Origin of the sequence: Streptomyces sp. NPDC126510 (assembly GCF_040302345.1) — a bacterium.
Lineage (GTDB): Bacteria > Actinomycetota > Actinomycetes > Streptomycetales > Streptomycetaceae > Streptomyces.
The window spans coordinates 46,480-70,767 of record NZ_JBEORR010000018.1; the positions used below are offsets into that span (position 1 = coordinate 46,480).

The 24,288-nt window shown below is 69.8% G+C and carries 24 protein-coding genes and 1 pseudogene; 15 read left to right on the forward strand and 10 right to left on the reverse strand.

All coding sequences use genetic code 11. The annotated features are described in order from the left end of the window. Positions 1-57 precede the first annotated feature (57 nt). Positions 58-1,164 carry an alpha/beta hydrolase-fold protein gene (locus ABTX60_RS24790; protein WP_352099200.1) on the reverse strand — a complete coding sequence of 369 codons (1,107 nt, stop codon included), beginning with the start codon at positions 1,162-1,164 and terminating at the stop codon, positions 58-60. Between the two features lie 93 nt (positions 1,165-1,257). On the opposite strand from ABTX60_RS24790, the gene ABTX60_RS24795 reads away from it, so the two are divergent. From ABTX60_RS24795 to ABTX60_RS24805, 3 genes are read left to right on the forward strand one after another with little or no spacing between them, the layout of a single operon-like run. Further along, on the forward strand, positions 1,258-1,470 hold the full coding sequence (locus ABTX60_RS24795; RefSeq protein ID WP_352099201.1) for an MbtH family protein: 213 nt from the start codon (positions 1,258-1,260) through the stop codon (positions 1,468-1,470). A 7-nt stretch (positions 1,471-1,477) separates the two neighbouring features. Next, a complete protein-coding gene (locus ABTX60_RS24800; RefSeq protein ID WP_352099202.1) occupies positions 1,478-3,052 on the forward strand; it encodes an amidohydrolase in 1,575 nt (524 codons plus the stop codon). Between the two features lie 32 nt (positions 3,053-3,084). After that, a complete protein-coding gene (locus ABTX60_RS24805) occupies positions 3,085-3,606 on the forward strand; it encodes a GNAT family N-acetyltransferase (RefSeq protein WP_352099203.1) in 522 nt (173 codons plus the stop codon). Here the strand turns inward: ABTX60_RS24805 and argB are convergent. Continuing rightward, complete coding sequence (gene argB, locus ABTX60_RS24810; protein WP_502992386.1) at positions 3,593-4,474, reverse strand: acetylglutamate kinase; 882 nt, start codon at positions 4,472-4,474, stop codon at positions 3,593-3,595. The two genes, ABTX60_RS24805 and argB, sit on opposite strands and share 14 nt — an antisense overlap. A 194-nt stretch (positions 4,475-4,668) precedes the next feature. On the opposite strand from argB, the pseudogene ABTX60_RS24815 reads away from it, so the two are divergent. Continuing rightward, a pseudogene (locus tag ABTX60_RS24815) lies at positions 4,669-5,014 on the forward strand (XdhC family protein); the annotation flags it as partial. 58 nt (positions 5,015-5,072) lie between these two features. Here the strand turns inward: ABTX60_RS24815 and ABTX60_RS24820 are convergent. Further along, positions 5,073-6,545, reverse strand: a complete 1,473-nt coding sequence (locus ABTX60_RS24820; RefSeq protein WP_352099204.1) for a flavin-containing monooxygenase — start codon at positions 6,543-6,545, stop codon at positions 5,073-5,075. Continuing rightward, positions 6,542-7,486: a patatin-like phospholipase family protein gene (locus tag ABTX60_RS24825; protein WP_352099205.1), complete on the reverse strand. Its 945-nt coding sequence runs from the start codon at positions 7,484-7,486 to the stop codon at positions 6,542-6,544. The genes ABTX60_RS24820 and ABTX60_RS24825 overlap by 4 nt, the downstream gene beginning before the upstream one ends. A 58-nt stretch (positions 7,487-7,544) precedes the next feature. Between ABTX60_RS24825 and ABTX60_RS24830 the strand changes: the two genes are divergently transcribed. Next, complete coding sequence (locus ABTX60_RS24830; RefSeq protein ID WP_352099206.1) at positions 7,545-8,132, forward strand: TetR/AcrR family transcriptional regulator; 588 nt, start codon at positions 7,545-7,547, stop codon at positions 8,130-8,132. A 93-nt stretch (positions 8,133-8,225) separates the two neighbouring features. Here ABTX60_RS24830 and ABTX60_RS24835 read toward each other — a convergent pair whose 3' ends face one another. Continuing rightward, complete coding sequence (locus ABTX60_RS24835; RefSeq protein WP_352099207.1) at positions 8,226-8,642, reverse strand: tautomerase family protein; 417 nt, start codon at positions 8,640-8,642, stop codon at positions 8,226-8,228. Between the two features lie 163 nt (positions 8,643-8,805). Here ABTX60_RS24835 and ABTX60_RS24840 point away from each other — a divergent pair, with 163 nt between their 5' ends. Beyond that, positions 8,806-9,060: a hypothetical protein gene (locus ABTX60_RS24840; RefSeq protein WP_352099208.1), complete on the forward strand. Its 255-nt coding sequence runs from the start codon at positions 8,806-8,808 to the stop codon at positions 9,058-9,060. Between the two features lie 42 nt (positions 9,061-9,102). Here the strand turns inward: ABTX60_RS24840 and ABTX60_RS24845 are convergent, their stop codons facing one another. After that, complete coding sequence (locus ABTX60_RS24845; RefSeq protein WP_352099209.1) at positions 9,103-10,788, reverse strand: ribonuclease J; 1,686 nt, start codon at positions 10,786-10,788, stop codon at positions 9,103-9,105. 1,255 nt (positions 10,789-12,043) lie between these two features. On the opposite strand from ABTX60_RS24845, the gene ABTX60_RS24850 reads away from it, so the two are divergent. The 9 genes from ABTX60_RS24850 to ABTX60_RS24890 all read left to right on the forward strand — a co-directional run bounded on the left by ABTX60_RS24850 (position 12,044) and on the right by ABTX60_RS24890 (position 21,159). After that, positions 12,044-12,928, forward strand: a complete 885-nt coding sequence (locus tag ABTX60_RS24850; protein WP_352099210.1) for a LysR family transcriptional regulator — start codon at positions 12,044-12,046, stop codon at positions 12,926-12,928. A 73-nt stretch (positions 12,929-13,001) separates the two neighbouring features. Next, entirely contained in the window at positions 13,002-14,060 is a 1,059-nt protein-coding gene (locus ABTX60_RS24855) for a tartrate dehydrogenase (protein ID WP_352099211.1), read from the forward strand. Positions 14,061-14,167: 107 nt separating this feature from the next. After that, entirely contained in the window at positions 14,168-15,304 is a 1,137-nt protein-coding gene (gene solA / locus ABTX60_RS24860; protein WP_352099212.1) for an N-methyl-L-tryptophan oxidase, read from the forward strand. Between the two features lie 120 nt (positions 15,305-15,424). Beyond that, a complete protein-coding gene (locus tag ABTX60_RS24865) occupies positions 15,425-16,105 on the forward strand; it encodes a haloacid dehalogenase type II (protein ID WP_352099213.1) in 681 nt (226 codons plus the stop codon). A 154-nt stretch (positions 16,106-16,259) separates the two neighbouring features. Further along, positions 16,260-17,198: an ABC transporter substrate-binding protein gene (locus ABTX60_RS24870; RefSeq protein WP_352099214.1), complete on the forward strand. Its 939-nt coding sequence runs from the start codon at positions 16,260-16,262 to the stop codon at positions 17,196-17,198. A gap of 1 nt (position 17,199) precedes the next feature. Beyond that, positions 17,200-18,159: an amino acid ABC transporter permease gene (locus ABTX60_RS24875; protein WP_352099215.1), complete on the forward strand. Its 960-nt coding sequence runs from the start codon at positions 17,200-17,202 to the stop codon at positions 18,157-18,159. Continuing rightward, positions 18,156-18,923, forward strand: a complete 768-nt coding sequence (locus ABTX60_RS24880) for an amino acid ABC transporter ATP-binding protein (protein ID WP_352099216.1) — start codon at positions 18,156-18,158, stop codon at positions 18,921-18,923. Before ABTX60_RS24875 ends, ABTX60_RS24880 begins: the two co-directional genes overlap by 4 nt. Before the next feature lie 345 nt (positions 18,924-19,268). Continuing rightward, positions 19,269-20,549: an NAD(P)/FAD-dependent oxidoreductase gene (locus ABTX60_RS24885; RefSeq protein WP_352099217.1), complete on the forward strand. Its 1,281-nt coding sequence runs from the start codon at positions 19,269-19,271 to the stop codon at positions 20,547-20,549. 169 nt (positions 20,550-20,718) lie between these two features. Then, the gene (locus tag ABTX60_RS24890; protein WP_352099218.1) at positions 20,719-21,159 is read left to right on the forward strand and encodes a cupin domain-containing protein; all 441 of its coding nucleotides are present in this window, start codon (positions 20,719-20,721) and stop codon (positions 21,157-21,159) included. 554 nt (positions 21,160-21,713) lie between these two features. Here the strand turns inward: ABTX60_RS24890 and ABTX60_RS24895 are convergent. The 4 genes from ABTX60_RS24895 to ABTX60_RS24910 form a co-directional block, all read right to left on the reverse strand. Further along, the gene (locus ABTX60_RS24895) at positions 21,714-21,899 is read right to left on the reverse strand and encodes a hypothetical protein (protein WP_352099219.1); all 186 of its coding nucleotides are present in this window, start codon (positions 21,897-21,899) and stop codon (positions 21,714-21,716) included. 128 nt (positions 21,900-22,027) lie between these two features. Beyond that, complete coding sequence (locus ABTX60_RS24900) at positions 22,028-22,408, reverse strand: hypothetical protein (protein ID WP_352099220.1); 381 nt, start codon at positions 22,406-22,408, stop codon at positions 22,028-22,030. Positions 22,409-22,580: 172 nt separating this feature from the next. Continuing rightward, complete coding sequence (locus tag ABTX60_RS24905) at positions 22,581-24,011, reverse strand: aldehyde dehydrogenase family protein (protein ID WP_352099221.1); 1,431 nt, start codon at positions 24,009-24,011, stop codon at positions 22,581-22,583. Positions 24,012-24,022: 11 nt separating this feature from the next. Continuing rightward, positions 24,023-24,232, reverse strand: coding sequence for a hypothetical protein (locus ABTX60_RS24910; protein ID WP_352099222.1), 210 nt, complete (start codon positions 24,230-24,232; stop codon positions 24,023-24,025). Positions 24,233-24,288: the final 56 nt, after the last annotated feature.

Below are 24,288 nucleotides of genomic sequence, written 5' to 3' on the forward strand. Positions count from 1 at the left end.
GCATCGACTTGCGGCTCCGCCGCGGGGCGCGACCAGCCCCCACCTCCCCGCACTCGACTACGACCCGAGGGCCCAGCCGACATCCCTGAGCAGCGCATGACGCCACCCAGCCCGGTCATGCCCCGACGCGGACCGGGACACCCGCACGGTCGCCCCGGCCCGCTCCACCAGACTCTCGGTCACCTCACAGTGGGGCAGCATCCGATCCTCATGCTCCCCGACATCGAACGCGACCCGCAGCCCCGACAGATCAACCCCCGCCCGCACCCGCTCGGCGATCGCACCCCCCACCGGACCCCCCAACGGATCAGCCGCCCGCAGGGAACCCGGCGTCCACCAGAACGACCCCGACTGACACGCCACCCGCGACACCAGCTCCGGAAACTCCAGCGCCGCCCACACCGCACTGAGCCCCCCGAGACTCTGTCCGGCCACCACCAGCCGCTCCAGGTCGGCGGGTACCTCCGACTCCGCCACCAGCGGCAGCAGTTCGTCCCGCACGGCCTCCCACAGCTCGGGCCGGCAAGCGAACTCGGCCACCCGGTCCTTGGCCGGCAGAAAGACCAGCGTGACCGGCGGCATCTCACCCGCCGCCACAGCCGAGTCGAAGGCGGTCACGGCCGGATGCAGATACAGCCAGTCGTCCCCGTCGAGCAGCAGTACCACCGGCCCACCGCCCCCCGCCGCATGAAGCCGCACCGTACGACGCCCGCCCAGGCGTTCACTCGCCCAGCGGACCCGCGCATGCGGTACGGGCAGCACCGCATCGGCCCCGACGACGGGCCAGTGCGGCTGCTCCGGGGCGTCCGGCGTCGCGGCGATGGACCGTTCGCCGCCCGCTCCGGCCGGATTGAAGGGGTCGGCATGGGAAACGTCCCCCGCCACGAACCGATACGTCACCCGCAGCCGCGCGGGCATCCGCACCTCGGCGTACCAGCAGTCGGTGTCCTGCCAGCGGCGCAGGGCAACCGGCTCCGACCAGCTCTCGAACTCGATGGTCACCGGCGAGGACCCGCGCCACAAGAACAGGGTCACCCAACCGCCGCCCTCGGCGGGCACCGATGACGGCGCCCCCGCAGCGGCCCAGAACGCGGCACTGCCGGGCGCGCCCGGCAGTCCGAACCCGGCGAACGCGTCCTGACCGTCGGCCGCCGCCACGCGCATGAACGTCTCCTTGTGAGAGGGAAGGGCCAAAGGCTAAGCTCCGTCAATTAGGCGAGCCTAACCTAATCTTGACCCTCCGAGGAGGCAGCGCGCATGAGCACCAACCCCTTCGACGACAACGAAGGCCGTTTCCTGGTCCTGGTGAACGACGAGGGGCAGCACTCCCTCTGGCCGTCCTTCGCCGAGGTGCCCGGAGGATGGACGATCGCCTTCGCCGAGAACACCCGCGAGGCCTGCCTGGAGTACGTCGAGACCCACTGGACGGACCTGCGCCCCACGTCCCTCGCCGCGGCCCAGGACGCCTGATCCGCCGATGCTGTGCACCAGGCTGACCAACGCCCGTTTCCTCACCATGGATCCGGACCGTCCGGTCGCGCATGACCTGGGCATCTGGCAGGGCCGGATCGTGGGGCTCGACGAGGCGGTGACCTCCCTGCCCGCCCGGGAGGTCGTCGACCTGCAGGGCGCCACGGTGCTGCCGGGGTTCATCGACGCCCATGTCCACCTCGCCTGGACCGGGTTCAAGCAGAACACCCCGAGCATCGCCGGCCGCACCCGCGTCGACGACGTGCTCGCGGTCGTGGCCGAGGCGGTCGCCCGCACCCGGGCACCCGGCGACTGGGTGAGCATCGCCGGTTACGACCAGCGGGTCCTGGGCCGTCATCTGACCGCCGCCGACCTCGACAAGGTCAGCGACGGACGCAAGCTCTACCTGCTGCACGACTCCGGGCACGGCTGCGTCGTCAACACCGCCGTCCTCGACCTGCTCCCCGCCGGCACCCCGCACGAGAACGGCTTCCTCGCCGAGCAGGCGATGGGCGCCGCCCGAGCCCTGCGCCTGCCGCACTCCCAGGAGGACTTGGCCGAGGCGATCGGCCGCGCGGCCCGCACCTGCCTCGCCGAGGGCGTCACCGCCTGCGCCGAAGCGGGTATCGGCGGCACCCTTTTCGGCCACAGCCCGGTCGAACTGGGTGCTTATCAACTCGCCCGGGACAAGGACCTGTCGCCACTGCGAGTACAGCTCATGGTGTCGGCGGACCTGCTGCGCCCGGTCGCCGCGCACCGGACCGACGGCATCCCGCGCGCCCTCGGCCTCGGCCTGCGCACCGGGTTCGGCGACGACCGGCTCTCCGTGGGCGCGCTGAAGGTGTGGACCGACGGCGGCATGATGGCCCGCACGGCCGCACTGACCAGTCCCTACGAGGGGCTGAGCCACGCCGGGCAGTTGCAGGACGATCCGGAGGCCCTCACGAACCTGATCGTGGACGGGCACCTCGCCGGCTGGCAGCTCGCCGTGCACGCGATCGGTGACCGCGCCGCCGACGTCGCGCTGGACGCGATCGAACGCGCCCAGCGGCTGCGACCGCGCCCCGAGGCCCGCCACCGCATCGAACACGCCGGCCTGATCCGGCCCGAACAGCTCCCGCGCTTCGCGCGACTGGGCCTCAGCGCGGTCGTCCAGCCCGGCTTCCTGCGCTTCTTCGGCGACGACTACGCCTCGATCATGGGCGAGGAACGGGCACCCTGGATGTACCGGGGGAAGGCGTTCCTCGACCACGGCATCCCGCTCGTGGGCAGCTCCGACCGGCCGGTCGCCGACGGATCCCCCCTGCGCGCCGTCCAGTTCATGGTCGAACGCGCCTCCTCATCCGGGCAGCTCATCGGCCCGGACGAGGCCGTCACCGTCGACCAGGCCCTGCACGCCTACACCATGGCCGGCGCCCGAGCCTGCCACTGGGAGGACCGCCTCGGCAGCCTCACCCCGGGCAAACACGCCGACCTGGTCGTCCTCGCCGACGACCCCCGGCGCGTCGACCCCTCGCGCATCGGTGACATCGAGGTGGTGGAGACGTACGTGGAAGGCCGCCCGGCCCGTCCGCGCGACTGATCTCCGGTCCGACACTCCAGGGAAGGAACTCCTTGACCACGGCTACGCCGCGCCCTGCCGTGCTCCCGCACGCCCTTGCCGCACCGACGCCCACTGTGCGGACCGCCCGCCCCGAGGAGGCCGCCGCCCTCGCGGCCCTGTCCCGGCCCTTCGTGCGCTCGGGCGCACTGCGCGAACGCCCCGTTTCCCTCTACGCCGCCCACGCGGCCGACTTCCTGGTGCTCCAGGCCCCCGACGGCACTCTCGACGGCTGCGTGGGTCTGCGCGCCTACCCCGCGGACCCGGGGGAGGACCGCGAACGCGCGGGCGTCGTCTATAACTTCTGCGTGACCGCGTACCGGCAGGGGAGCGGAGCGGGCACCGGGCTGTTACGCGCGGTGCTCGCCACGGCACGCGCCCGGTCGCTCGACGCCCTGTTCACGGCGACCACCGGAGGCGCCGGACTGTTCCTCCGCCACGGCTTCACGCCCACGACCGCGCACCGTGCGCCAAGGCCCTGGGCGGAGTCCCTGGACCCGCGGCGCGGGGCACGCGTCCTGGTCAGGACGTGGTGACGGCGTCGGGAACCACGGTGGTGCCGGGGCTGGTCCCGGCGAGCACACTGCGCAGCACCGCGTGCGGCACGCGCCCGTCCACCACATGCGCCTTGCGCACCCCGCCGCGGACGGCCCGCAGACAGCCCTCCATCTTCGGCAGCATCCCACTGGCCAGCTCGGGCAGCAGCTCCTCCAGGGCGCGGGCGGTCAGACGCCCGATCACCTCGGTGCTGTGCGGCCAATCCGCGTACAGCCCCTCCACGTCGGTCAGCATCACCAGGCGCTCCGCGTCGAGAGCCACGGCGAGGGCCGCCGCCGCGAGATCGGCGTTCACGTTGTAGACCTGCCCGTCGGCGCCGCGTGCGACGGGGGAGACGACGGGGATGTGGTCCCGCTCCAACAGGGCGCGCACCATGGCAGGGTTGACGTCCACCACGTCCCCGACGAGACCGATGTCCACCGCCCGCCCGTCCACCCGGGCCGGACGCCGCTCGGCGGTCATCGTGTGCGCGTCCTCCCCGGTCAGGCCGACGGCGAAGGGACCGTGGGTGTTGATGTGACCGACCAGCTCTCGCTGTACGCGACCCGTCAGCACCATGCGCACCACATCCATGGTCTCCGGAGTGGTCACCCGCAGCCCCGCCTCGAAGCGGCTCTCCAGGCCGAGCCGGTCCAGCATCGCGCTGATCTGCGGCCCACCACCGTGCACGACGACCGGCCGCAGCCCCGCGTGCCACAGCTTCACGACGTCCCGGGCGAAGGTCCGTTGAAGATGCGCGTCCACCATGGCGTTGCCGCCGAACTTGACGACGACGACCCCGCCCCGCAGTTCTTCGGGCGGGAGAAGTGCCGGGGCGGACGGGTCCCCTTCTCGGGGGGCTGTCACGGTCACGCGGACACTCCGTTTCACGGCGGGGCCGGGCGGGCCCGGGCCAAGGGAGGACGTGTCGCTCTTTAGCTAAGCCTAACCTAAGCGATGGCCGCCCCGGTGGGACACAGGCAGGACCGAGGAGCGGCGGGTCAAATCCTGGGGGCCGGTCCGCTTCCGACAGGGCAGCCATCGGCAGCCGTTCAGGGAGGGCCCGCACCGCCGTCTGCGTCTTCACCCACGCCACCGAGTTCGACATCCCCTGCTGCGCCTGGCGCTCGACCTGCCCGTCGGTTACATCGGCGCGATGGGACCCCGGCGCACCCACGACGAACGGCTGCGCCTCCTGTGCTCGAGGCCGGTGTGCCCGAGGCGCGACTGACCGGGCCGCGCTCACCGATCGGGCTCGACCTCGTCGCCCGCACGCCCGAGGAGACAGCCGTCTCGATCACCGCGGAGATCATCTCCCACGCCAACGGGGCCACAGGCCGGCCCTGTCCCACGGCCACGGCACGGGGCCGATTCACGGACCGCCGGCCGCTTGAATTCTTCGACTGACCGAGGGCTGATGCCGCGCCGGACCGCCCAGGCCCGTGTGACGTCCGGCGACGGCTCTCTACCCCCGCCGGCCTTCCGAGGGGGACGCGGTGAAGTCCTCCGGTTCAAAACGACCGACGTCGGTGCGGAGCCGCCCGGTGGACCAGGGCCAGCTGAAGCTGTTGCGGCCATTGGAGTCGAGGTAATAGCTCCGGCATCCACCGGAGTTGTAGACGGTGCCGGCCAGCGCCGCCTGCAGCCGGGCGTTGTACGAGGCCTGAACGTCGGCGCGCACCTCCAGCGCCGCCCAACCCCCCTCCCGTGCGGCCTTGATGGCGCCCAGGACGAGCTCGAGCTGTGCCTCCAGGATGGCGAACGCCGACGAGTGGCCGGTGCCCAGGCCGGGGCCGAGGAGCATGAAGGCGTTGGGGAAACCCGCGACGACGGTGCCGAGGTACGCCTCGGGGGAGCCCTGCCAGTGGTCGGCGAGCGAGCGGCCGGCCCCGTCACGGATCAGGCCGGCGAGCGGCGTGTCGAGGATGCGGAAGCCGGTGCCGAGGACGACCGCGTCCACCTCGGCGGCGCTGCCGTCGGCGCCGCGCACGGTGTTGCCTTCGACGGCGTGCACCGCGGCGGCGTGCACGGCGACATTCGGGCGGTTCAGCGCCGGGTAGTAGTGGTTGGAGAAGAGGATGCGCTTGCAGCCGATGGTGTAGTCGGGGGTCAGCCTGCGGCGCAGTTCGGCGTCACGCACCGTGGCTCGCAGGTGGGCCCGTGCGATGGCCTGGACGCCGCGCATCAGCCCGGGGCGCCGGAATCCGCGTCCGAGCGTCTCCATGGCCCGGTACTCCAGCCCCGCCACCGCACCTCGCGCGCCCGGCAGGTGGCGCATGGCCCACCGTTCGGCCTTCGGTATGTGATGGTCCAGCTTGGGCAGCACCCACTGGGCGGTGCGCTGGAACAGATGGAGCCGGGCGACGTCCGGGGCGATCGCCGGGACGAACTGCACGGCCGAGGCACCGGTGCCGAGCACCGCGACCCGCTTGCCGCGCAGGTCGTAGTCGTGGTTCCAGCGCGCGGAGTGGAACACCTCGCCGGGGAAACCGTCGAGGCCGGGGATGTCCGGGACGAGAGGCTCGTTCCACGGGCCGGCGCCGGCGATCAGGAACCGGGCGGTGAACTCACCGGCGTCGGTGCGGACGAGCCAGCGTGCCGGGCCGGGCTGCCATCGCGCTCCGGTCAGACGCACCCCGAACCGGGTGTGTTCGCGCAGCCGGTACGTGTCGGCGACCCGCCGCACGTACGAGAGGATCTCCGGCTGGTGCGCGTACACCCGCGTCCAGTCCGGGTTCGGAGCGAAGGAGTAGCTGTAGAGGCGGGACGGTACGTCGCACTGGCAGCCGGGATAGGTGTTGGCCCGCCACGTGCCACCGAAGTCGTCGGCCGCCTCGATGATCAGGAAGTCCCGGATCCCGGCGCCGCGGAGCCTGGCTCCGGCGCCGACCCCGGAGATGCCGGCGCCTACGACGATGACCTCGAAGTGGGTGCTCATGCCGCGATGCTCCTGTCGATGGCTCGCTCGACGCGGTCGGATGCGGTGCGCAGGGAGACCTCGAGGGTGGCCGCACGCCGCCTCGGGTCCATGAAGTTGGCCCCCATGACGGCCAGTTCCTCCACACCGGGCTCGATCCGGACGACGCGGCAGCCCGCCGCGCGCAGGAGGCTTTCCTCTGCGTCGACGGTCCGGGTCATCCAGCGGCGCAGGATCCGTTCGAGGCGGCTCAGGCCGGTGGCGGGCGCGCCCCCGGAGGTCGACATGGGGGCGACGATCACCACCTCGTCCAGTCCGAGAGGTACGAGGAGGTCCGCCGAGGTCGGGGACACCGCCCCGCCGTCGAGGTAGGTCCGCCCGTCGATCCGTACCGGCGGGAACCAGCCCGGGATCGCCCAGGACGCGGCGATCGCGCTGCCCAGATCCGTGGCCGGAGCTCCCGGCGCCCCGAACGCGACCCGTCGGCCCGTGCGGGTGTCGGCCGCGACCAGCCACGTGCGCCTGGAGTCCGGCCACGGGCGGCCCTCGGCCAGCGCGGCACCGAATCGGTGCAGCCACTCAGCATCACCCCGGCCGCGCGGCAGCAGGCCCACCAGCCCCGAACCCGGCGATACCCGGCCGCGCACGGCAGCCGCCACCAGCCCGGCCCCCGGGAGCCCGGGCCACGGCACGGGAGGCAGCGCACCAGGGTGGGCGTGGACGTGTCCGAGCAGCACCGGGTCCGCGCCGGTATCTCCCCGCACTGCCGCCAGCAGATCGGAGACGGACCGCCCGGAGCCGAGAGCGGACACGACTTCGGCTCCGGCGGACGTCCCCACCAACACGTCGGCGGCACGCGCGTCCCAGTCCAACCGCTCTTCCACGGCGGTGAGCGCGGCGACCGTCCAGGCGAAGCCGAGCGTGCCGCCGCACCCGACCACCAGCGCACGCCGTAAAGCCATGGATTCTCCCGGAATTCAGATATCAATGGAATCCGGAAGCTAGCGGTAATCTGCAGGCGTGGCAAGACTGACCCGGGCCGAGAGCCAGGCCCGCACCCGCGAACACGTCCTCGACACCGCTCACGAGCTCTTCCTGCGCGACGGCTTCACGACGACCTCCATCGAGCGGGTCGCGGAGGCCGCCGGCTACTCGAAGGGGGCGGTGTACTCCAACTTCGCGACCAAGAACGAGCTCTGCCTGGCCGTCCTGGACCGCATCGCCCTCCGGCAAGTGACGTACATCGCCGCCGAGATGGGCGACGCGCCCCGCCTGGACGACAGGATCGCGGGTTTCGCGCGGTGGGCCGAGCAGCACATCGGCGACAGCTCGTGGACGGCCCTGGAAGTCGAGTTCGCCACCGCCAACCGCCGCGACGCACACGTCTGCGAACAGCTCGCCCACCGACGGCGCGCCGTCACCGAGACCCTCGCGGACCTCATCAGGGCGCAGATGCGGGAACTGGGCGTCACGCCCCACATGCCCGCGGACACCGCCGCCTTGACCCTGCTCAGCCTCGGGATCGGCATCGGAGTCCAACGCGCGTTCGATCCCACCGTGCCCGTGCAGCCGCTCGTGGACCTGCTCCGACAGGTCATGACCGGCTGACCCCGGCGCGGCTCACGGCAGGCCCCGGGCTCGCGCCGGGCTCGCGCCGGGGCCGGGCCGGGCGCCTGGTCGGGATACAGGGGCCGTCACTCCTCAGTCCGTGGCCAACCCCGCCACCTCGGTGTAGCGCATGATCTTGCCGCCCGCTCCCCAGGTCCCGTCCGGCTGCTCGTGGATGAGGACCCACACCCGGAGCGCCTGATCGGCGCCGAGTCCCGCGGCGGCCAGCACCAGGTCCGTCGCCTCCCGGACCAGACCCGCACGCCGCTCGTCGTCGAGGACACCGAACGGCACGGTGACGTCGACCCGGAAACGCGGGGCGTCATCGGCCGCGGTGACCAGCGCCCCGGCAGGCAGCACATGCAGGGAGGACCACAGCAGGGAACGGAATATCTCCCGGTCGGGCGCGCCCTCCCAGGTGAGCAGGGCACGCGCCAGGTCCTGCTGGATGCTCGCCGCGCCTTCCTCGGTCAACGCGCCCTCGGGCACAGTGAGCTCGATCTGGGACATGGCCTTGCCTCTCTTTCATCAGCCGGCGGCGGCCGGCTGTTTTCCGTGACATCACATGGTGACGCACGTACGTCCTGGCGGACCCGGAGCCGGGTCCGCCCGGCGGACCCGGCCCCGACAGCGCCGCGACCCGCGGCAGCAGGCCCGACGTGAACTCCCTCTCGTGTACCAGGAGGACACGCAGCCGCCGCTGTGTGCGCTGGTGGGGCTTGGTGATCTGCACGTTGGCATCGTCTTGGCATCGTCGAGTGCGGCGCAGACCCTCATGCCGCGCCTGCCCACGGCCGACCCGCGGTGCGTCACGGCTGGAAGCGTCCGTCCCGGTCCGGTGGTGTTTGCGCGAGAGGCAGTGACGCCGGTGCCCGCCGACGACAACCGCGGCGCACTCGGCGACGTCACGCTCAGCCCGGCGTGCTGACCGGTCACGGCCGGAACCCGGACCGGGCTGCCGGGCTGTGACTCAGGCGTCAATGATGACGGGGATGATGAGGGGCCGGCGGCGGTGGGTGCGGAACGCCCAGTTCGCCACCGCGCGGGCGACGAGCTGTTCGAGCTGGCGCGCGTCCCCGACGCCTTCCTCTGCCGCGGTGGCCAGGGTCTTCTCGATGACGGGGATGACCGGCTCGAACGTGGTGTCGTCGTGGACGAAGCCCCGGGCCAGGAAGTCGGGGGCCTCGGCGAGGGCGCCGGTGTCCGCGTCGACGATCGCCACCACCGTGACCACGCCTTCGGCGGCGAGTGTGAGGCGGTCCTTGAGGGACGCTTCGTTGGCGCCGCCGACTTCCATGCCGTCCACGTAGACGTTGCCCGCGGGGACCTTGCCGGTGATGGAAGCGCGCCCGTCGACGAGGTCGACGACGACGCCGTTCTCGGCGATGACGACCCGGTCGGGGGCGACGCCGGTGCGGATGGCGAGATCGCCGTTCGCCCGCAGGTGGCGCCATTCGCCGTGCACGGGCATGACGTTGCGGGGCTTGACGATGTTGTAGCAGTAGACCAGTTCGCCGGCGCTGGCATGGCCGGAGACGTGCACCTTGGCGTTGCCCTTGTGGACCACGTGGGCGCCCCACCGGGTGAGGCCGTTGATCACCCGGTAGATGGCGTTCTCGTTGCCGGGGATCAGGGAACTGGCGAGCAGGACGGTGTCGCCCTTGCCGATGCGGATCACATGGTCGCGGTTGGCCATCCGCGACAACGCGGCCATCGGTTCGCCCTGGGAGCCGGTGCACACCAGAGTGATCTTGTGGTCCGGGAGCTTCTCCAGCTCCTTGGTGCTCACGACCAGACCGGAGGGGACCTTGAGATAGCCCAGGTCGCGGGCGATGCCCATGTTGCGGACCATCGACCGGCCGACGAAGGCGACCTTGCGGCCGTGCTGGTGGGCGGCGTCCAGGACCTGCTGGATGCGGTGCACATGGCTGGCGAAGCTGGAGACGATGACCCGGCGCGGCGCGGTGCGCATCACCTGCTCGATCGCCGGGTTCAGCTCCCGCTCGGAGGTGGTGAAGCCGGGAACTTCGGCGTTGGTGGAGTCGGTGAGGAACAGGTCGACGCCCTCCTCGCCGAGACGGGCGAAGGCGCGCAGATCGGTGATGCGGTCGTCGAGGGGGAACTGGTCCATCTTGAAGTCGCCGGTGTGCAGCACCATCCCGGCCCGGGTGCGGATCGCGACCGCGAGGCTGTCGGGGATGGAATGGTTGACCGCCACGAACTCGCAGTCGAAGGGCCCGAAGCCACGCCGGTCGCCCTCCCGCACCCGCACCGTGCGCGGCCGGATGCCGTGTTCCTTGAGCTTGGCCTCCAGGAACGCCAGTGTCAGCTTGGAGCCGACGACAGGAATGTCCGACCGCTCGCGCAGCAGGTACGGCAGGCCGCCGATGTGGTCCTCGTGGCCGTGGGTGAGGATCACGGCCACGATGTCGTCCAGCCGGTCCCGGATCGACGTGAAGTCCGGCAGGATCACGTCCACGCCGGGCTGGGTCTCCTCGGGGAACAGCACGCCGCAGTCGACGACGAGCAGCTTGCCCGCGTGCTCGAAGACGGTCATGTTGCGGCCGATCTCACCCAGGCCGCCGAGGGCGATGACCCGCAAGCCTCCTTCGGGAAGGGGCGGCGCGGCTTTCAGTTCGGGGTGCGGATGACTCATACCCTGACGGTACCCGGAGGCGGGGCGGGGTGATCCATTGCCTGCGTGATCCGACGAGCGATCGATACGACCCGCCGCGGAGGCGTGGGGTGTCTTGCTCACGCCGCGTCCGCCGACCGGGGACGACGCGTCACTGGTACCGGAACAGCCGGGTGTGTCTCGGTCCCCGCTGCCTGTGCGACAGGAGAGCTGGAGCAGCACTCGTCCAGTGACCGTGTACGCCCTATCCGGCGTCGCGAACCGGGATCGGCGTGCCGTCCACATCCGCAGCCGGTTCGCGACGCCGACGGGACGGGCGACCGGCCCGAGCGCGGGAGGAGCAACCGCAGCCGCGTACGTGGGCACTGCAGTCGCCGAGGCGCCAGGTCGAGCCCTGGTGGCCGTGGTCCACCCGCGCCGGCGTGACGCTCCTGATAAGGCGTCACGAAAGTCAGCGGCGAGCCGGTGTGAGCCCCGGAACACCTGGCGACAGCTGACCGAGAATGCGAACGGTTGTACGCTCCGGGGATCGCCCTAGACCTGCACCAAGCGGGCAGGGAGCCGTCTTCCAGGAGTTCAGCATGCTGCGCACCATGTTCAAGTCCAAGATCTAGCATCAGGACGTATGCGCAGGTCAGGGCCCTGTTGGCTCACCTTGGGTCAGCAAACGGTCAGCATGTGTCGCAGCCGGGTCTCCGATTGCTGACCTCCCGCTCGCTGCGCATACGCGGGTGCATGATCACTGACTTGCGCTCGTAATGTTCGAAACTCGCCCGACAGCCCTCGTGGCATGGGGGGCGTGCCTAGAACACGGCGGCCGCTGAAGGCGGACGACATCACTCCTGCGCATTCGGGCGGACCGCTTCCGCGTCGCCCTCGTCCCCAACGTGGCGTGAAGTGCTCGCGTTTTTGAGTACCTCCCGAATGCCTTTGCCAAGAGCCGCCGATTCCTGGCGAAGGCGGTCAACGTCCGATCGCGGTGCTGCCGTGATTGTTTGAAGTGAGACTCTTGTTAGTGAACGCGCCCAATTCTTTACAGCGGGGCGGGTCAAGTCGAGGTAGCGAGGGCCGCCATGAACGGATGGGCCAGCCTCAGTCTGGGCCTTGTCGGGCGAACACGCTCTCGGGTGAATGCTCAGTCGGCTGTGACCGTGCTTCGGTGACGATTACGGCCAGTGCATCGGTGCTCCGCACTTCGTCGAGGCGCTCCTTCACGCCACCATGGTCGGGACCGACCGAGTCGTCGGTTGTTATTCGTCGAGGACAGAGGGCGGGTATGGACATCCGGCAGCTGGAGTACTTCCTTGCGATTGTTGATCGTGGGGGCTTCAACCGTGCGGCGTCGGCTCTGTACGTGTCGCAGCCGTCGCTGTCGCAGGCCGTGCGGGCGCTGGAGCGTGATCTGGGCTCGGAGCTGTTCCATCGCATCGGGCGCAGGGCTGTGCTGACGGAGGCGGGAAGGGCCCTGATCGAGCCCGCCCGGGAGGCCGTACGGAGTCTGGAGACGGCGCGGGCGAGTGTTGCGGCGGTGCATGAGCTGCGTGAGGGGCGCCTGGATGTGGCGGCGATGCCGTCGCAGGCGGTGGAGCCGCTGACGAGCTTGGTCAGTGCCTTCAGCCGCCGTTATCCCGGCGTTTCCGTGGCGATCAATGCGGCGTTCAGGTCGCGTGATGTGATCGACATGGTGCGCACGGGTGCGGTGGAGCTGGGGCTCTTGGCGTCCGCCGGTCCTCTTTCCGACAAGGAGGTCGTCTCCCATGCGTTGGGGCGGCAGCGTTTTGTCCTGGTGGTACCGGCCGACGGCCCGTTCGCCGGCCGGACGGCGGTGGAGTGCCGGGAGCTTGCGGGACAGCGGCTGATCGTCGGGCAGTCGGGTACCGGGATGCGTGCCTACGTCGACGCGCTGCGGGAGCAGGGCATCGAGTTCGCCGTCGCCGTCGAGACCGAGCACCGGGTCTCGCTCATGCCCCTGGTGCTGGCCGGGGTGGGGCTGGCGGTGGTCACGGATTCCTGGCGGGGCCTCGCCGGGCGGCTGGGCGCCCGTGTCCTGGACATCGAGCCGGAGAACACCTTGGACATCGCCCTCGTCGCCCGCCGCGGCAGCCTGTCGCCCGCAGCCGCCGCGTTCGTCACGGCCGCGACCTCGCCCACCGACAGGTGATAGTCCCCGCTTATAAGGCAGATCCGCTTTGCGTCTTGGACGCCCCACGGACCGCCCTGCTGCAATCGACGCCATGACGACGAACCACCGGATCGCCCTGATCCCGGGCGACGGCATCGGCGCCGAGGTACTGCCCCCAGCACAGCAGGTGCTCCATGTTCTCGGCCGCCGCCACGGCTTCAGCCTGTCCTACACGTCGTACGACTGGTCGTGCGAGCGGTACCTGCGGGAGGGCGCCATGATGCCCGCCGACGGGATCGACCAGCTGCGCGACAAGGACGCGATCCTGCTGGGCGCGGTGGGATACCCGGGGGTGCCCGACCATGTCTCGCTGTGGGGGCTGCTGATCCCGATCCGACGCAGCTTCCGCCAGTACGTCAACCTCCGGCCCATCCGTGTCTTCGAAGGCATCGACAGTCCGGTGCGCGGCGCACGGCCGGGCGAGGTCGATGTCGTCGTCGTGCGCGAGAACGTGGAAGGCGAGTACAGCGAGGTCGGCGGCCGACTCAACAGTGGCTTCCCGGACGAGATCGCCGTGCAGGAGGCCGTGTTCACCCGAGCCGGCGTCACACGCCTGCTGGACTACGCCTTCACACTCGCCTCCCAGCGCGGCGGCCGCCTGACCTCCGCGACCAAGTCGAACGGCATCATCCACACCATGCCGTTCTGGGACCAGCTCGTCACCGAGCGGGCCGCCTCGTTCCCGCAGGTTGCCTGGGACCAGGAGCACATCGACGCGCTCGCGGCCAAGTTCGTCCTCGAGCCGGCCCGCTTCGACGTCGTCGTCGCCTCCAACCTCTTCGGCGACATCCTCAGCGACCTCGCGGCCGCCGTCGCCGGATCCATCGGTATCGCCCCGGCGGCCAACCTCAACCCCGAGCGGGACTTCCCCTCGATGTTCGAGCCGGTGCACGGCTCCGCACCCGACATCGCGGGCCAGGGCATCGCCAACCCGCTGGGCGCGATCTGGTCCGCGGCCATGATGCTCGACCACCTCGGCCATCCCGCCGCGGCCAGGGACATCACGGACGCGATCGCCGTGGTCCTGGCCAAGACCGATATCCGCACCCGTGACCTGGGCGGAACCGCGACCACCGCCGAGTTCACCGACAAGCTGATCGAGCTCCTCTGAGCCATCTCGCCCTGCCTCAAGGTGGCACACAGCGTTGACCTGCAGGTTTCCCGGGCTGATAGTGAACGCCACTCCCACGGGACGAACCGGAAGAAAGGAGCGACCTCATGAGCATCCCCAAGCGCGTCGCCGTGATCGGCGCCGGCAGCATGGGCAGCCAGGCCATGTGGCGACTGGCCGCCCGCGGAGCCGAGGTCATCGGCTACGACCGGTACGCACCGGGTCACGACCGCGGCGCGGCCGGGGGCGAGAGCCGCATCTACCGAGCCGCCCACCTCGGCGAACCCGGGTACATTCCGCTGCTGCGGCTCGCGGACCGGATGTGGGAGCAGCTCCAGGAGGAGACGGGCCGGTCGCTGCTACGCCGCAGCGGCAGCCTGGTGATGGGAGAGGCCTCCTCACCGTCCATGAGCCTCCTCCTCTCCACCAGCACCGCCCATGGGCTGGATCACGAGGTACTGGACCGGGAGGAACTCGCCCGCCGCTACCCCCAGCACCGGCTCCCGGACGGACACACAGCCGTCCTCGACCGGTTGGGTGCCGTCATCAGGCCGGAGGCGTCGATCCAGGCCGCCGCCGCCAGGGCCGAGCAGCTGGGCGCCCTGCTGCACCGCTACACCACGGTGCGCGAGGTCGTCCCCGCGGCGGGCGGCGGGGTGCGGGTGGTCACCGACCAGGGCACGGACCACGTGGACGCCGCCGTGGTGACCGTAGGCCCGTGGATCAACACCCTGCTCCCGGGCCTCCCCCGGACCATCGACATCCGCCGGGTGATCTGCTCCTGGCACCTGCCCACCCGGCACGACTGGTTCGCGGGCGGTGCCCCTTCCTTCGTGCGCGCCACACCCCACGACTGCTTCGGGATCCCGTCGCCCGACGGCATCTCCGTCAAGCTCGGTCTCTCCTTCAAATACCATGCGCCCGTGCCCGAGCCCGAACGGCTCGACCGTACGGTCCGCCCCGAGGAACTCGGCATCTTCCGCGAGCTCATCGGTGAACTCATGCCCGACCTGAACCCCGACCCCATCAGGATGTCGGCGTACATGGAGGGCTACACCAAGTCCGGGAATCCGCTCGTCGGCCATCTCCCCGGCGAGGACGACATCATCGTCATGGCCGGTTTCTCCGGCAGCGGCTTCAAGTTCTCGCCCGCGATGGGGGAGATCGCCGCCGACCTGGCGCTCGACGGCGCCACGGAGCACCCCGTCGACTTCCTCGCTCCGGCAGGAGTCGGCGCCGCCTGACCCCCGGCGGTCGCCGACGGCATCACCACGCATCCGTTCGCCCTGTCATGAGCATGCCCGAAAGGGCCGCGCCGGCCGTATCCCGTTCTCCGAAGCAGCAACAAGAAAGTGAGCACTTCCATGCCTATTCCCTCGTTCCAGTTCCGCCCGAAGTACGTCTCGTTCGACTGCTACGGCACGTTGATCGAGTGGCCGATGACCCCCATCACGCGTGAACTCGTCGGCGACCAGATCCCCGCCGAGCAGTGGAACCAGTTCGTCAAGGAGTTCCGCGGATACCGCTACGACCAGGTCCGCGGCGAGTACTACCCCTACGAGCAGGTGCTGCAGGACTCCTTCGAGCGGGTCTGCCGCAAGTGGGGTGTGAAGGCCGCCCCGGACGCGGGCAAGCGGTTCGCCGACGGCGTCCGCAGCTGGGGCCCGCACGCCGACGTGCCGGAACCCCTGAAGAAGATGGGCGAGAACTACAAGCTGGTGATCCTCTCGAACGCCGGTGACGCCTTCCTCGAGGAGAGCGTGCCCCGGCTCGGTGCGGACTTCCACGCGGTCTACACCGCGGAGCAGGCCGGCTACTACAAGCCCCGCTACGCCGCGTTCGAGTACATGCTCGACCAGCTCGACGCGTCCCCCGAGGACTTCGTGCACGTCTCCTCGCACACCCGCTACGACCTGATGCCGATGCACGACATGGGCTTCCGCAACCTCGTCCTCCTGGACCGCGGCTGCGACCCGGTCACCCACGGATACGACTACGTGACCGTCAAGTCCCTGAACGAGCTCAACCAGATGCTGGGCATCTGACGCGCGACGCACACCCAGTCACCCGGCACCTTCTCATCCCCCGTATCCCCAGCGTTCCCCAGGAGGCACCGCCATGGAAAGCAACCGGACAGGCCGTAGAACCGTACCCCGCACCGCAGGCACTGTGGCCGCCGCCATGCAGGTCAACAGACACGTGAGCATCCCGATCGTCACGACGGCCCTGGCCCTCGCGCTCGCCGCGTGCGGGGCGAGTGGCACCGGGCAGACGGTGGGGGCGAAGAGCACGAAGCAGGGCGGGGGATCGGGCTCGTCGGCCGAGCACACCGACGACATCTCGGTCGGTGTGAAGCCGGACGCGAAGGCGGTGAAGCTGCTGCCCGCGGCGGTGAAGGCCAAGGGCACGATCTCGGTGGCCATGGACCTGGCCTACCCGCCCACCTCGTTCATGGCGTCGGACAACAAGACCCCGATCGGGTTCAACCCGGACATGTCCCGGCTGATCGCCGCCAAGCTCGGCCTGAAGCTGCAGATCAACAACGTCAAGTTCGACACCATCATCACCGGCCTGCAGGCCAACCGGTACGACTTCACCGCCTCCACCATGGGCGCCACGAAGGACCGGCTGAAGGTGCTCGACATGGTCGACTACGTCAACGCCGGGACGGGGGTGTCCGTCCCCTACGGGAACCCGCAGAAGCTGACCACCCACACCCTGTGCGGGCACCGCGTGGCTGTCGCCTCCGGCACCACCGCGGAGCTGCAGTGGCTGCCCCAGCTGTCCAAGCAGGACTGTACGAGCAAGGGCAAGCCGGCCATCAAGGCGGTGACCCTGCCCAGCGTGAACGACGCTCTCACCCAGCTGGTCTCCAAGCGGATCGACGCGGTGATGAACGACTTCATCGCGCTCGAGTGGGCGGCCACGCAGCAGCCCAAGACGTTCGACGTCCTCAAGCCCCTGGTGGCCACCAAGCCCGCGACCGTCGCCCTGAAGAAGGACTCGCCGCTGACCCCCGCGGTGCAAGCCGCCATCCAGTCGATCATCGACGACCCGAAGTACGCCCAGGCGCTTGGCCGCTGGGGTTTCCAGGACCTCGGGATCAAGACTGCGGCCATGGCCGTCCCGCAGGACTGACATGTCCACGGATCTGATCGGTACGAAGACCAGGAGCCGACCGGTGTCCCAACTGCTGGCCGAAGAAAAGAAGCGGATCACGCCGAAGCGTCCGCGCGACTATGTCGCCTGGGTGGTCGCGATCGCGATCGTCGCCGCTCTGCTGTGGACCGCGGTGACGAACGAGAACTATCGCTGGCCGGTGGTGTTCGACTACTTCACCACTGAAACCATCCTCAACGGGCTGCTGATCACGCTGCTCCTCACCGTGGCCAGCATGGGTCTGGGCACCCTGCTCGGGCTGGTGCTGGCGGTGATGCGCATGTCGCACCAGCGGCCCGTCTCCGGGCTGGCCCAGCTCTACATCACCTTCTTCCGCGGCACCCCGGTACTCGTGCAGCTGATCTTCTGGTTCAACATCGCGGCGCTGTACCCGCACCTGTCGATCGGCATCCCCTTCACCGACATCTCCACGCCGGTGAACGTGAACGCGATCATGACTCCGATGACCGCGGCCGTAGTGGGGCTCACCCTGAACCAGGCCGCGTACATGTCCGAGATCATCCGCGGCGGGTTCGCATCGGTTCCTCGCGGACAGCACGAGGCCGCGGAGTCCCTGGGCATGTCGGGGTTCACCAAGCTTCGGCACGTGATCATCCCGCAGACCATGCCGGCGGTCATTCCGGCCACCGGCAACCAGGTGATCGGCATGCTCAAGGAGACCTCGCTGGTGAGCGTGCTCGGCGTCGCCGACCTGCTGCAGAGCGCACAGGCGATCTACGCCCGCAACTACCAGACGATTCCGCTGCTGATCGTGGCCAGCCTCTGGTACCTGATCATGACGCTGGTGCTGAGCGTGCCGCAGTCCATGATCGAGCGCTGCTTCTCCCGCTCGACCCGGGCGCGGCTGACCCCGGCCGCCACCTCGGCCGAGCCCGGGGGCGGCCAGCCAGTTCCCACCACGAGGGAGTCCCTGCTGTGAACGCCGACGGAACGATCGTCGCACGCAAGCTGTGCAAGAGCTTCGGACGTCACCAGGTCCTGCGTGACATCGACCTCACTGTCGCGGCCGGGGAGATCTCCTGCATCATCGGGCCCAGCGGATCGGGCAAATCGACACTGCTGCGGTGTATCAACGGGCTGGAGACCGTCGACCGCGGTGTCCTCAAGGTCAACGGTGAGGACTTCGGCTACGTCGAGAAGGACGACGCCTACCACGCGGTGCGCCCGCAACGGCTGGCCGAGCAGCGCGCCCGCATCGGCATGGTCTTCCAGCAGTTCAACCTGTTCCCCAACATGACCGCCGAGAGAAACGTCATGGCCGGACCGGTCCTGGTGCACAAGAAGGACCGCGCCGCCTGCCGGGAGCGGGCGCGAGAACTGCTGGCCAGGGTGGGCCTTGAGGGGTGCGGCCACAAGTACCCCGCCCAGCTCTCCGGCGGCCAGCAGCAACGCGTGGCCATCGCCCGCGCGTTGGCGATGGACCCCACCATCATGCTGTTCGACGAACCCACCAGCGCCCTGGACCCCGAACGTGTGGGCGAAGTACTCGCCGTCATGCGCGACCTCGCCGGCAACGGCATGACCATGCTGCTCGTCACCCACGAGATGGGCTTCGCCCGCGAGGTCGCCGACGAAGTGCTCTTCATGGACGAAGGCATCGCCGTCGAACGCGGCGACGCCCGTGAACTATTGGGCAATCCCCGTGAGAAACGAACCCAGGCGTTCCTCGAAAGGGTGCTGTAGCAGTGACACCGACAGGCCTCAGCGGTTCCGGCAGCGAGGTTGGAGAAGCTGCTGGTCGACTGCGGCTGACGTGACACTCGCACCCTGCCGGTCCTGGTCTTCGACGCCCGCCAGTTCGACGTCGACCCGCTCGTCACCGCCGTCAGCGGTCCTCGTCGCCCTGGCGACCCTGGCCCCCCTTGGTCGCCTCGGCGGCCACCGGGGCGGCCGGAACGTCCACCCCGTAGAACCCCTCACCTGAGCCTTGCGCCGGCACGAGCCGCGCCACCGCTGACAGCGCCGTCGGCCCGGGCCCTGGTGATGTCGGCCGCCCCTCACTACGAAACTCCCCGCAGAGGACCCGAAATGAAGACGATTCCCTACTGGATAGAAACCGCTGGGGCATTTCCCGACCGGTCCGGCAAGCCGCTGACCGAGGACACCGACCTGGTGGTCGTCGGCGCCGGCCTGACGGGTCTGTCCACCGCTCTGCACTCCGCCCGCAAGGGCGCCCGTGTCACCCTCGTCGAGAAGGGCCAGATCGGCTCCGGTGCCTCCGCGCGCAACGGCGGCATGGCCAACCTGGGCTTCACCATCGGCGTGGGTCAGGCCATCCGCCGGTACGGCCACGAGCGGGCCCGCGAGATCTACAACTCCTACGGCGAGGCCGTGGACACCGTCGAGCGGCTCGTGAACGAGGAGTCCATCGACTGCCAGTTCCGCCGCGTCGGACGCCTGGGCGTCGCCTCCCGCCCCGCGCACTTCGAGAGCAAGAAGGCCCAGCAGCGCGACCTGGCCAAGTACTTCGGACACGAGACGACGCTGATCGGCAAGTCCGAGCTGCGTTCCGAGATCGGCTCCGACGCCTACCACGGCGGCCTGCTCGACCCGTTCAGCGCCGCCCTGCACGTCGGCCGCTTCGTGCGCGGGATGGCCGAGGCGTGCGAGCGCACCGGTGTCGAGATCCACGAGCGCAACGCGGCCATCGGCGTGCGGCGTACCGCCGCCGGCCGGTTCGAGGTCAGCACCGAGCGCGGTGTGATCCGTGCCGGGCAGGTCATGATGGCCACCGACGCCTACACCGACAAGAACTTCCCGTGGCTGCGCCGCCAGCAGGTCTGCGTGGGCAGCTTCATCATCGTCACCGAGCCGCTGGGCGAGGAGCTCGCCCGGGACATCATCCCCAAGGCCCGCCTCATCGTCGACTCCAACAAGGTCTGCCACTACTTCCGGCTCACCCCGGACAACCGGCTGCTGTTCGGCGGCCGCGCCCGCTTCGCGCCATCCGACCCCACCTCGGACAAGAAGAGCGGACAGGTTCTGTTCCGTGAGATGTGCGCGATCTTCCCCCAGCTCTCCCGAACGAAGATCGAGTACGTGTGGGGCGGCTCCGTCGGCTTCGCCATGGACCGCATCGTGCACGCCGGGCAGAGTGCGGACGGCGTCTACTACTCCATGGGATACGCGGGCCACGGTGTGCAGATGGCCACCCACATGGGGCAGGTCATGGCCGAGGTGATGGACGGCCACCCCGAGGTCAGCCCCGTCCGCGACATCGCCCCGCCCCGCATCCCCCTCTACAACGGCACCGCCTGGTTCCTGCCCTTCGCGGGCGCCTACTACAAGACGCTGGACCGCATCCGCTGACCGATCGACAGCCGGCCCGGGCAGCATCGGCAGCCAAGGAGGTCCGCCGCCGACCGCGCGTGGCCCAACTGCTCAGTACAAGGGCCTGTTGCTCCGCCAAGAGGCTCGCCGACCTGCTGCGCGCCGTGACCGTGGAGCGCAGCCGTCAGGCCCTGGTCCCAGGTGCACGTTGAGCCTGGTCGAACTCGACCCGGTGACGCTTGGTGTGTCCGTTCTCGATTCGCATCGATCCCGAAACCAACAGAGGAAAAAAAGCATGTCGCTCCTGAAGACCATCGACACCGATCCCTCCTTCGCTCCCAGCGAGTCCGGCCCGCTGCCGGAACGCTTGATCTCCGGCGACCCGACTTACAAGACCTGGGCCCAGGACACCGCCCGTGAGGGAACGATCAACACGGGTGTCTGGGAAGCGACGCCCGGCGAGACGCGCTCGATCAAGGGCGAGACCTTCGAGTTCTGCCACATCCTTTCCGGCGTCGTCGAACTCACGCCGGAAGGTGGTGAGCCGGTGATCTACAAGGCAGGCGACAGCTTTGTCATGAAGCCGGGCTACGTCGGTGTCTGGAAGACCATCGAAACCGTGCGCAAGATCTACCTGACCGTGTCGTAACGCCGACGCGCGACGGGGTATGTGCGATGGGACCGGCGGCTGCCGCCCGGTCCCATCCGTACTGCTCGGCGTCGCCGCCAGTTCTCCAGCGCCTCGCGCAGGCGGCGGCGGAACAGGGCGGCCGGCTCGACGGAATGGTCCGGCCGAGCGTGCGAAGCACCGTAGGGGCAACGGTGCGCACCACCAGCAGAAAGCCACCGGCAGCTTCAATCCTCGTGATCTCCCTGCACGGGATCGATCTGCGACGGACAAGTGTGGAGAACTGCAACCGATCAGGCGCGAGAAGCGTTCGGCCATATCCGCGTTCGGCCACAGAGAAGAGTGAAGCCAGCCGAAGACCGCTGGTGCGGTGCGCTCCTCTCCAGGGTCGTCAGCATGGAGGGTGCGGCTACGGCCTGGGCGGTGAGGCGGGCAGGTGGTGCAGCTTCATGCGGATCGTTTGCGGCTCGGCGACGACGAGTTCCGGCTCGTCGTGCGGGAGAAGGAGCAGGGTCCAGTTTGATCCCTTTCACGCGGTCCTCGACCTCGGCGTGACCACGGTAGAGGTCGGGCGGTCAGCTTCTTCGCATCCCGCCGTGAGGGCTTGAGCCGGCGCTCGGCGTCCTGGTAAGGAACCATGTCGCCGCGGGTCCCTTGATCTCGTGGACCTTGCCGTCCTGCCGCAGCGCGGCCATCCCCACCTTCGCTGGCAGCAGCGCGATGGTCTGCTCGTCCGTGGCGTTGACAGCCCAGCCGGTCACCCAGCGCACCCGGCGCCGGCTCGGGAACAGCTGTTCGCACTCAGCGGCATGTGACCGAAGCTGCCTTTGAAGGTGCCCGCCGCGTCCGCGTCCAGGACGTACCAGTTGGCCAGCTCGCGGCCGCACACCTAGATCCATGGGAAGCCGCCGGGTCGCAGGGCGAGCAGCGTCCACACCACGCGGCGGATCGCGGCGCGGGCGCGCTCGATCCATGCCCGCGATGAGGCGTCGATCGCCGCCGAAGCACGGCGCAAAGTGCTCTCCGAGACCGGTCGGCCGAGCACTGCCTGCCAGTGGTACTGGAGTTGCTCGGCCTCCAAGATGTTCGTCGTGCCGAGCATGATGGCGCAGGCCGGCTGAACCAGCGCCGTGCCCCTGTCCCGCCGGCCTGGACCGGTGCCCCTCGGCAATGCCGCATTCAGGGAAGTGGCCAGGCCGACGCGGTCGGCAACCTTCCGCAGGAGCACCACGCCCGCCTGGCCGATCAGGTTCTTGCCGTCGGCCCGCACGGCCAGCCGATGATCCCAGCCGGTACTCTTCGCCCGTCGGATGCCTAATCCTCGCGATCTTCTTGATCTAGAAAGTCCAGATCGTCGCAGGTGGGAGGTACCCTTTTGTTTTCAGGGTGTTATTCCTCCGGCCGCGCCGCTGCCCGGGAGTCGCGCTCGGTGCGGAAGGCGGTCATCGCACCACGTCGGTGATGTGGTTGATGCAGACGACTTTGGGCTGGGTCATCTCCTCGAAGGCGAAGCGCACGCCCTCGCGGCCCATGCTGCCGTATTTGAAGCCGCCGAACGGCATGGCGTCGAAGCGGTAGTCGGAGGAGTCGTTGATCATGACGCCGCCGGCTTCCAGCAGCCGGGCCGCGGTCAGGGCGCGGTCCAGGCGGGAGGTGAAGATGCCCGCGTGGAGGCTGTAGTCGATGGCGTTGGCTTGCTCGATGGCGTCCTCGAACGATGTGAACGGCTGCAGCACGACGACCGGGGCGAACACCTCCTTCTGCCAGACCGAGCAGGTCGCCGGGACGTCTTCCAGGACGGTCGGCGCGTACAGGGAGCCGGTGACCTCGTTGCCGCACAGCAGCACCGCGCCCTGGGCCACCGCCGTGTCGACCTTGGCCCGGGTGGCGGCCGCGGCGCCCGGGGTGATCATGGGGCCGACGTCGGTGCGCTCGTCGAGCGGGTCGCCGACGCGCAGCAGCTGGGTGCGGGCGACGAAGGCGTCGCGGAAGCGCTCGTAGACCTCGGCCGCGATGAGGATGCGCTGGGTGCCGATGCAGTTCTGGCCGGCGGCCCAGAACGCGCCGGAGACACAGGAGGCCACGGCCTCGTCGAGGTCGGCGTCGTCCATGACGATGACCGGGGCGTTGCCGCCCAGGTCCATGGCGAGTTTCTTCAGGCCGGCCGTGCGGGAGATGGCCTCACCGGTGGCGAATCCGCCGGTGAACGACACCATGCGCACGTCCGGGGCGGCCACGATCGCGGCGGCGATATCGGCGTCGCCGTTGACGACGGTGACGATCTCCTCGGGCAGGCCGGCCTCGATGAGGGTGTCGACGAGGCGCAGGGCGGACAGCGGCGTCAGCGCGGACGGTTTCAGAATGACCGCGTTGCCCCCGGCGATGGCCGGGCCGAGCTTGTGGGCGACCAGGTTGAGAGGGTCGTTGAACGGCGTGATCGCGGCGATGACGCCCAGCGGCTCACGGGTGAACCAGCCCTGCCGTTTCTCGGAGCCCTCGTAGGAGTCGAAGGGGATCACCTCGCCGGCGTTGCGCCGTGCCTCGGCCGCGGACAGGGACAGGGTGTTGACCGCGCGGGCGACTTCCTTGCGGGCCTGGGTGATGGTCTTGCCGGCCTCACTGACGATCAGCTGGGCGAAGGACTCGGCACGCCGCTCGACCAGGTGGGCGGCGCGTTCCAGGACCGCGGCCCTGGAGGCGCGGGACAGAGCGGCCGCGGTGCGTCGTCCGCACCTGGCCTGTTGCAGGATGGTGCCGACGGCGCCCGCGCCGACGGTGGGCACCGAGGCGATGACCTCGCCGGTGTAGGGGTTGTGCACGGGCGCCGTGTCGGCGCCGAGCTCGATGCTGGGGGGTACGACGGTGTCAGACACGGTGAGTCTCCTTAAAGAACGGGGCGCGTGGGCGCGGCGTAGTCGTCGGCGTGGCGCTGGCGGGTTGCGATGAGGTCCGACAGCTGGGCGTAGGCGGTCTCGATGCGCCCGGCGCCCGGCCCGGACGCCGTGACGGTGCCGAGGAGGCTCGGGTCGTGGACGTCGATCGTGCCTCGGGCGCCCGCCCGCTCGGCCGCCGCCGATGCGGGCCACGGCCTCATGGGCGGCGGCCCGGGCGGGCGAATCGGCGGTGAGGAGTTGTGTGGTGGAGGTTTGG

Excerpts from the sequence above, each read along its gene's own strand:
- ABTX60_RS24875 (WP_352099215.1), top strand. The coding sequence starts at position 17,200 with ATGTCCACGGATCTGATCGGTACGAAGACCAGGAGCCGACCGGTGTCC.
- ABTX60_RS24800 (WP_352099202.1), top strand. The coding sequence starts at position 1,478 with ATGCTGTGCACCAGGCTGACCAACGCCCGTTTCCTCACCATGGATCCG.
- ABTX60_RS24865 (WP_352099213.1), top strand. The coding sequence starts at position 15,425 with ATGCCTATTCCCTCGTTCCAGTTCCGCCCGAAGTACGTCTCGTTCGAC.
- ABTX60_RS24845 (WP_352099209.1), bottom strand. The coding sequence starts at position 10,788 with ATGAGTCATCCGCACCCCGAACTGAAAGCCGCGCCGCCCCTTCCCGAA.
- ABTX60_RS24910 (WP_352099222.1), bottom strand. The coding sequence starts at position 24,232 with ATGAGGCCGTGGCCCGCATCGGCGGCGGCCGAGCGGGCGGGCGCCCGA.
- ABTX60_RS24835 (WP_352099207.1), bottom strand. The coding sequence starts at position 8,642 with ATGTCCCAGATCGAGCTCACTGTGCCCGAGGGCGCGTTGACCGAGGAA.
- ABTX60_RS24790 (WP_352099200.1), bottom strand. The coding sequence starts at position 1,164 with ATGCGCGTGGCGGCGGCCGACGGTCAGGACGCGTTCGCCGGGTTCGGA.
- ABTX60_RS24885 (WP_352099217.1), top strand. The coding sequence starts at position 19,269 with ATGAAGACGATTCCCTACTGGATAGAAACCGCTGGGGCATTTCCCGAC.
- ABTX60_RS24825 (WP_352099205.1), bottom strand. The coding sequence starts at position 7,486 with ATGGCTTTACGGCGTGCGCTGGTGGTCGGGTGCGGCGGCACGCTCGGC.
- solA (WP_352099212.1), top strand. The coding sequence starts at position 14,168 with ATGAGCATCCCCAAGCGCGTCGCCGTGATCGGCGCCGGCAGCATGGGC.
- ABTX60_RS24855 (WP_352099211.1), top strand. The coding sequence starts at position 13,002 with ATGACGACGAACCACCGGATCGCCCTGATCCCGGGCGACGGCATCGGC.
- ABTX60_RS24820 (WP_352099204.1), bottom strand. The coding sequence starts at position 6,545 with ATGAGCACCCACTTCGAGGTCATCGTCGTAGGCGCCGGCATCTCCGGG.
- ABTX60_RS24795 (WP_352099201.1), top strand. The coding sequence starts at position 1,258 with ATGAGCACCAACCCCTTCGACGACAACGAAGGCCGTTTCCTGGTCCTG.
- ABTX60_RS24850 (WP_352099210.1), top strand. The coding sequence starts at position 12,044 with ATGGACATCCGGCAGCTGGAGTACTTCCTTGCGATTGTTGATCGTGGG.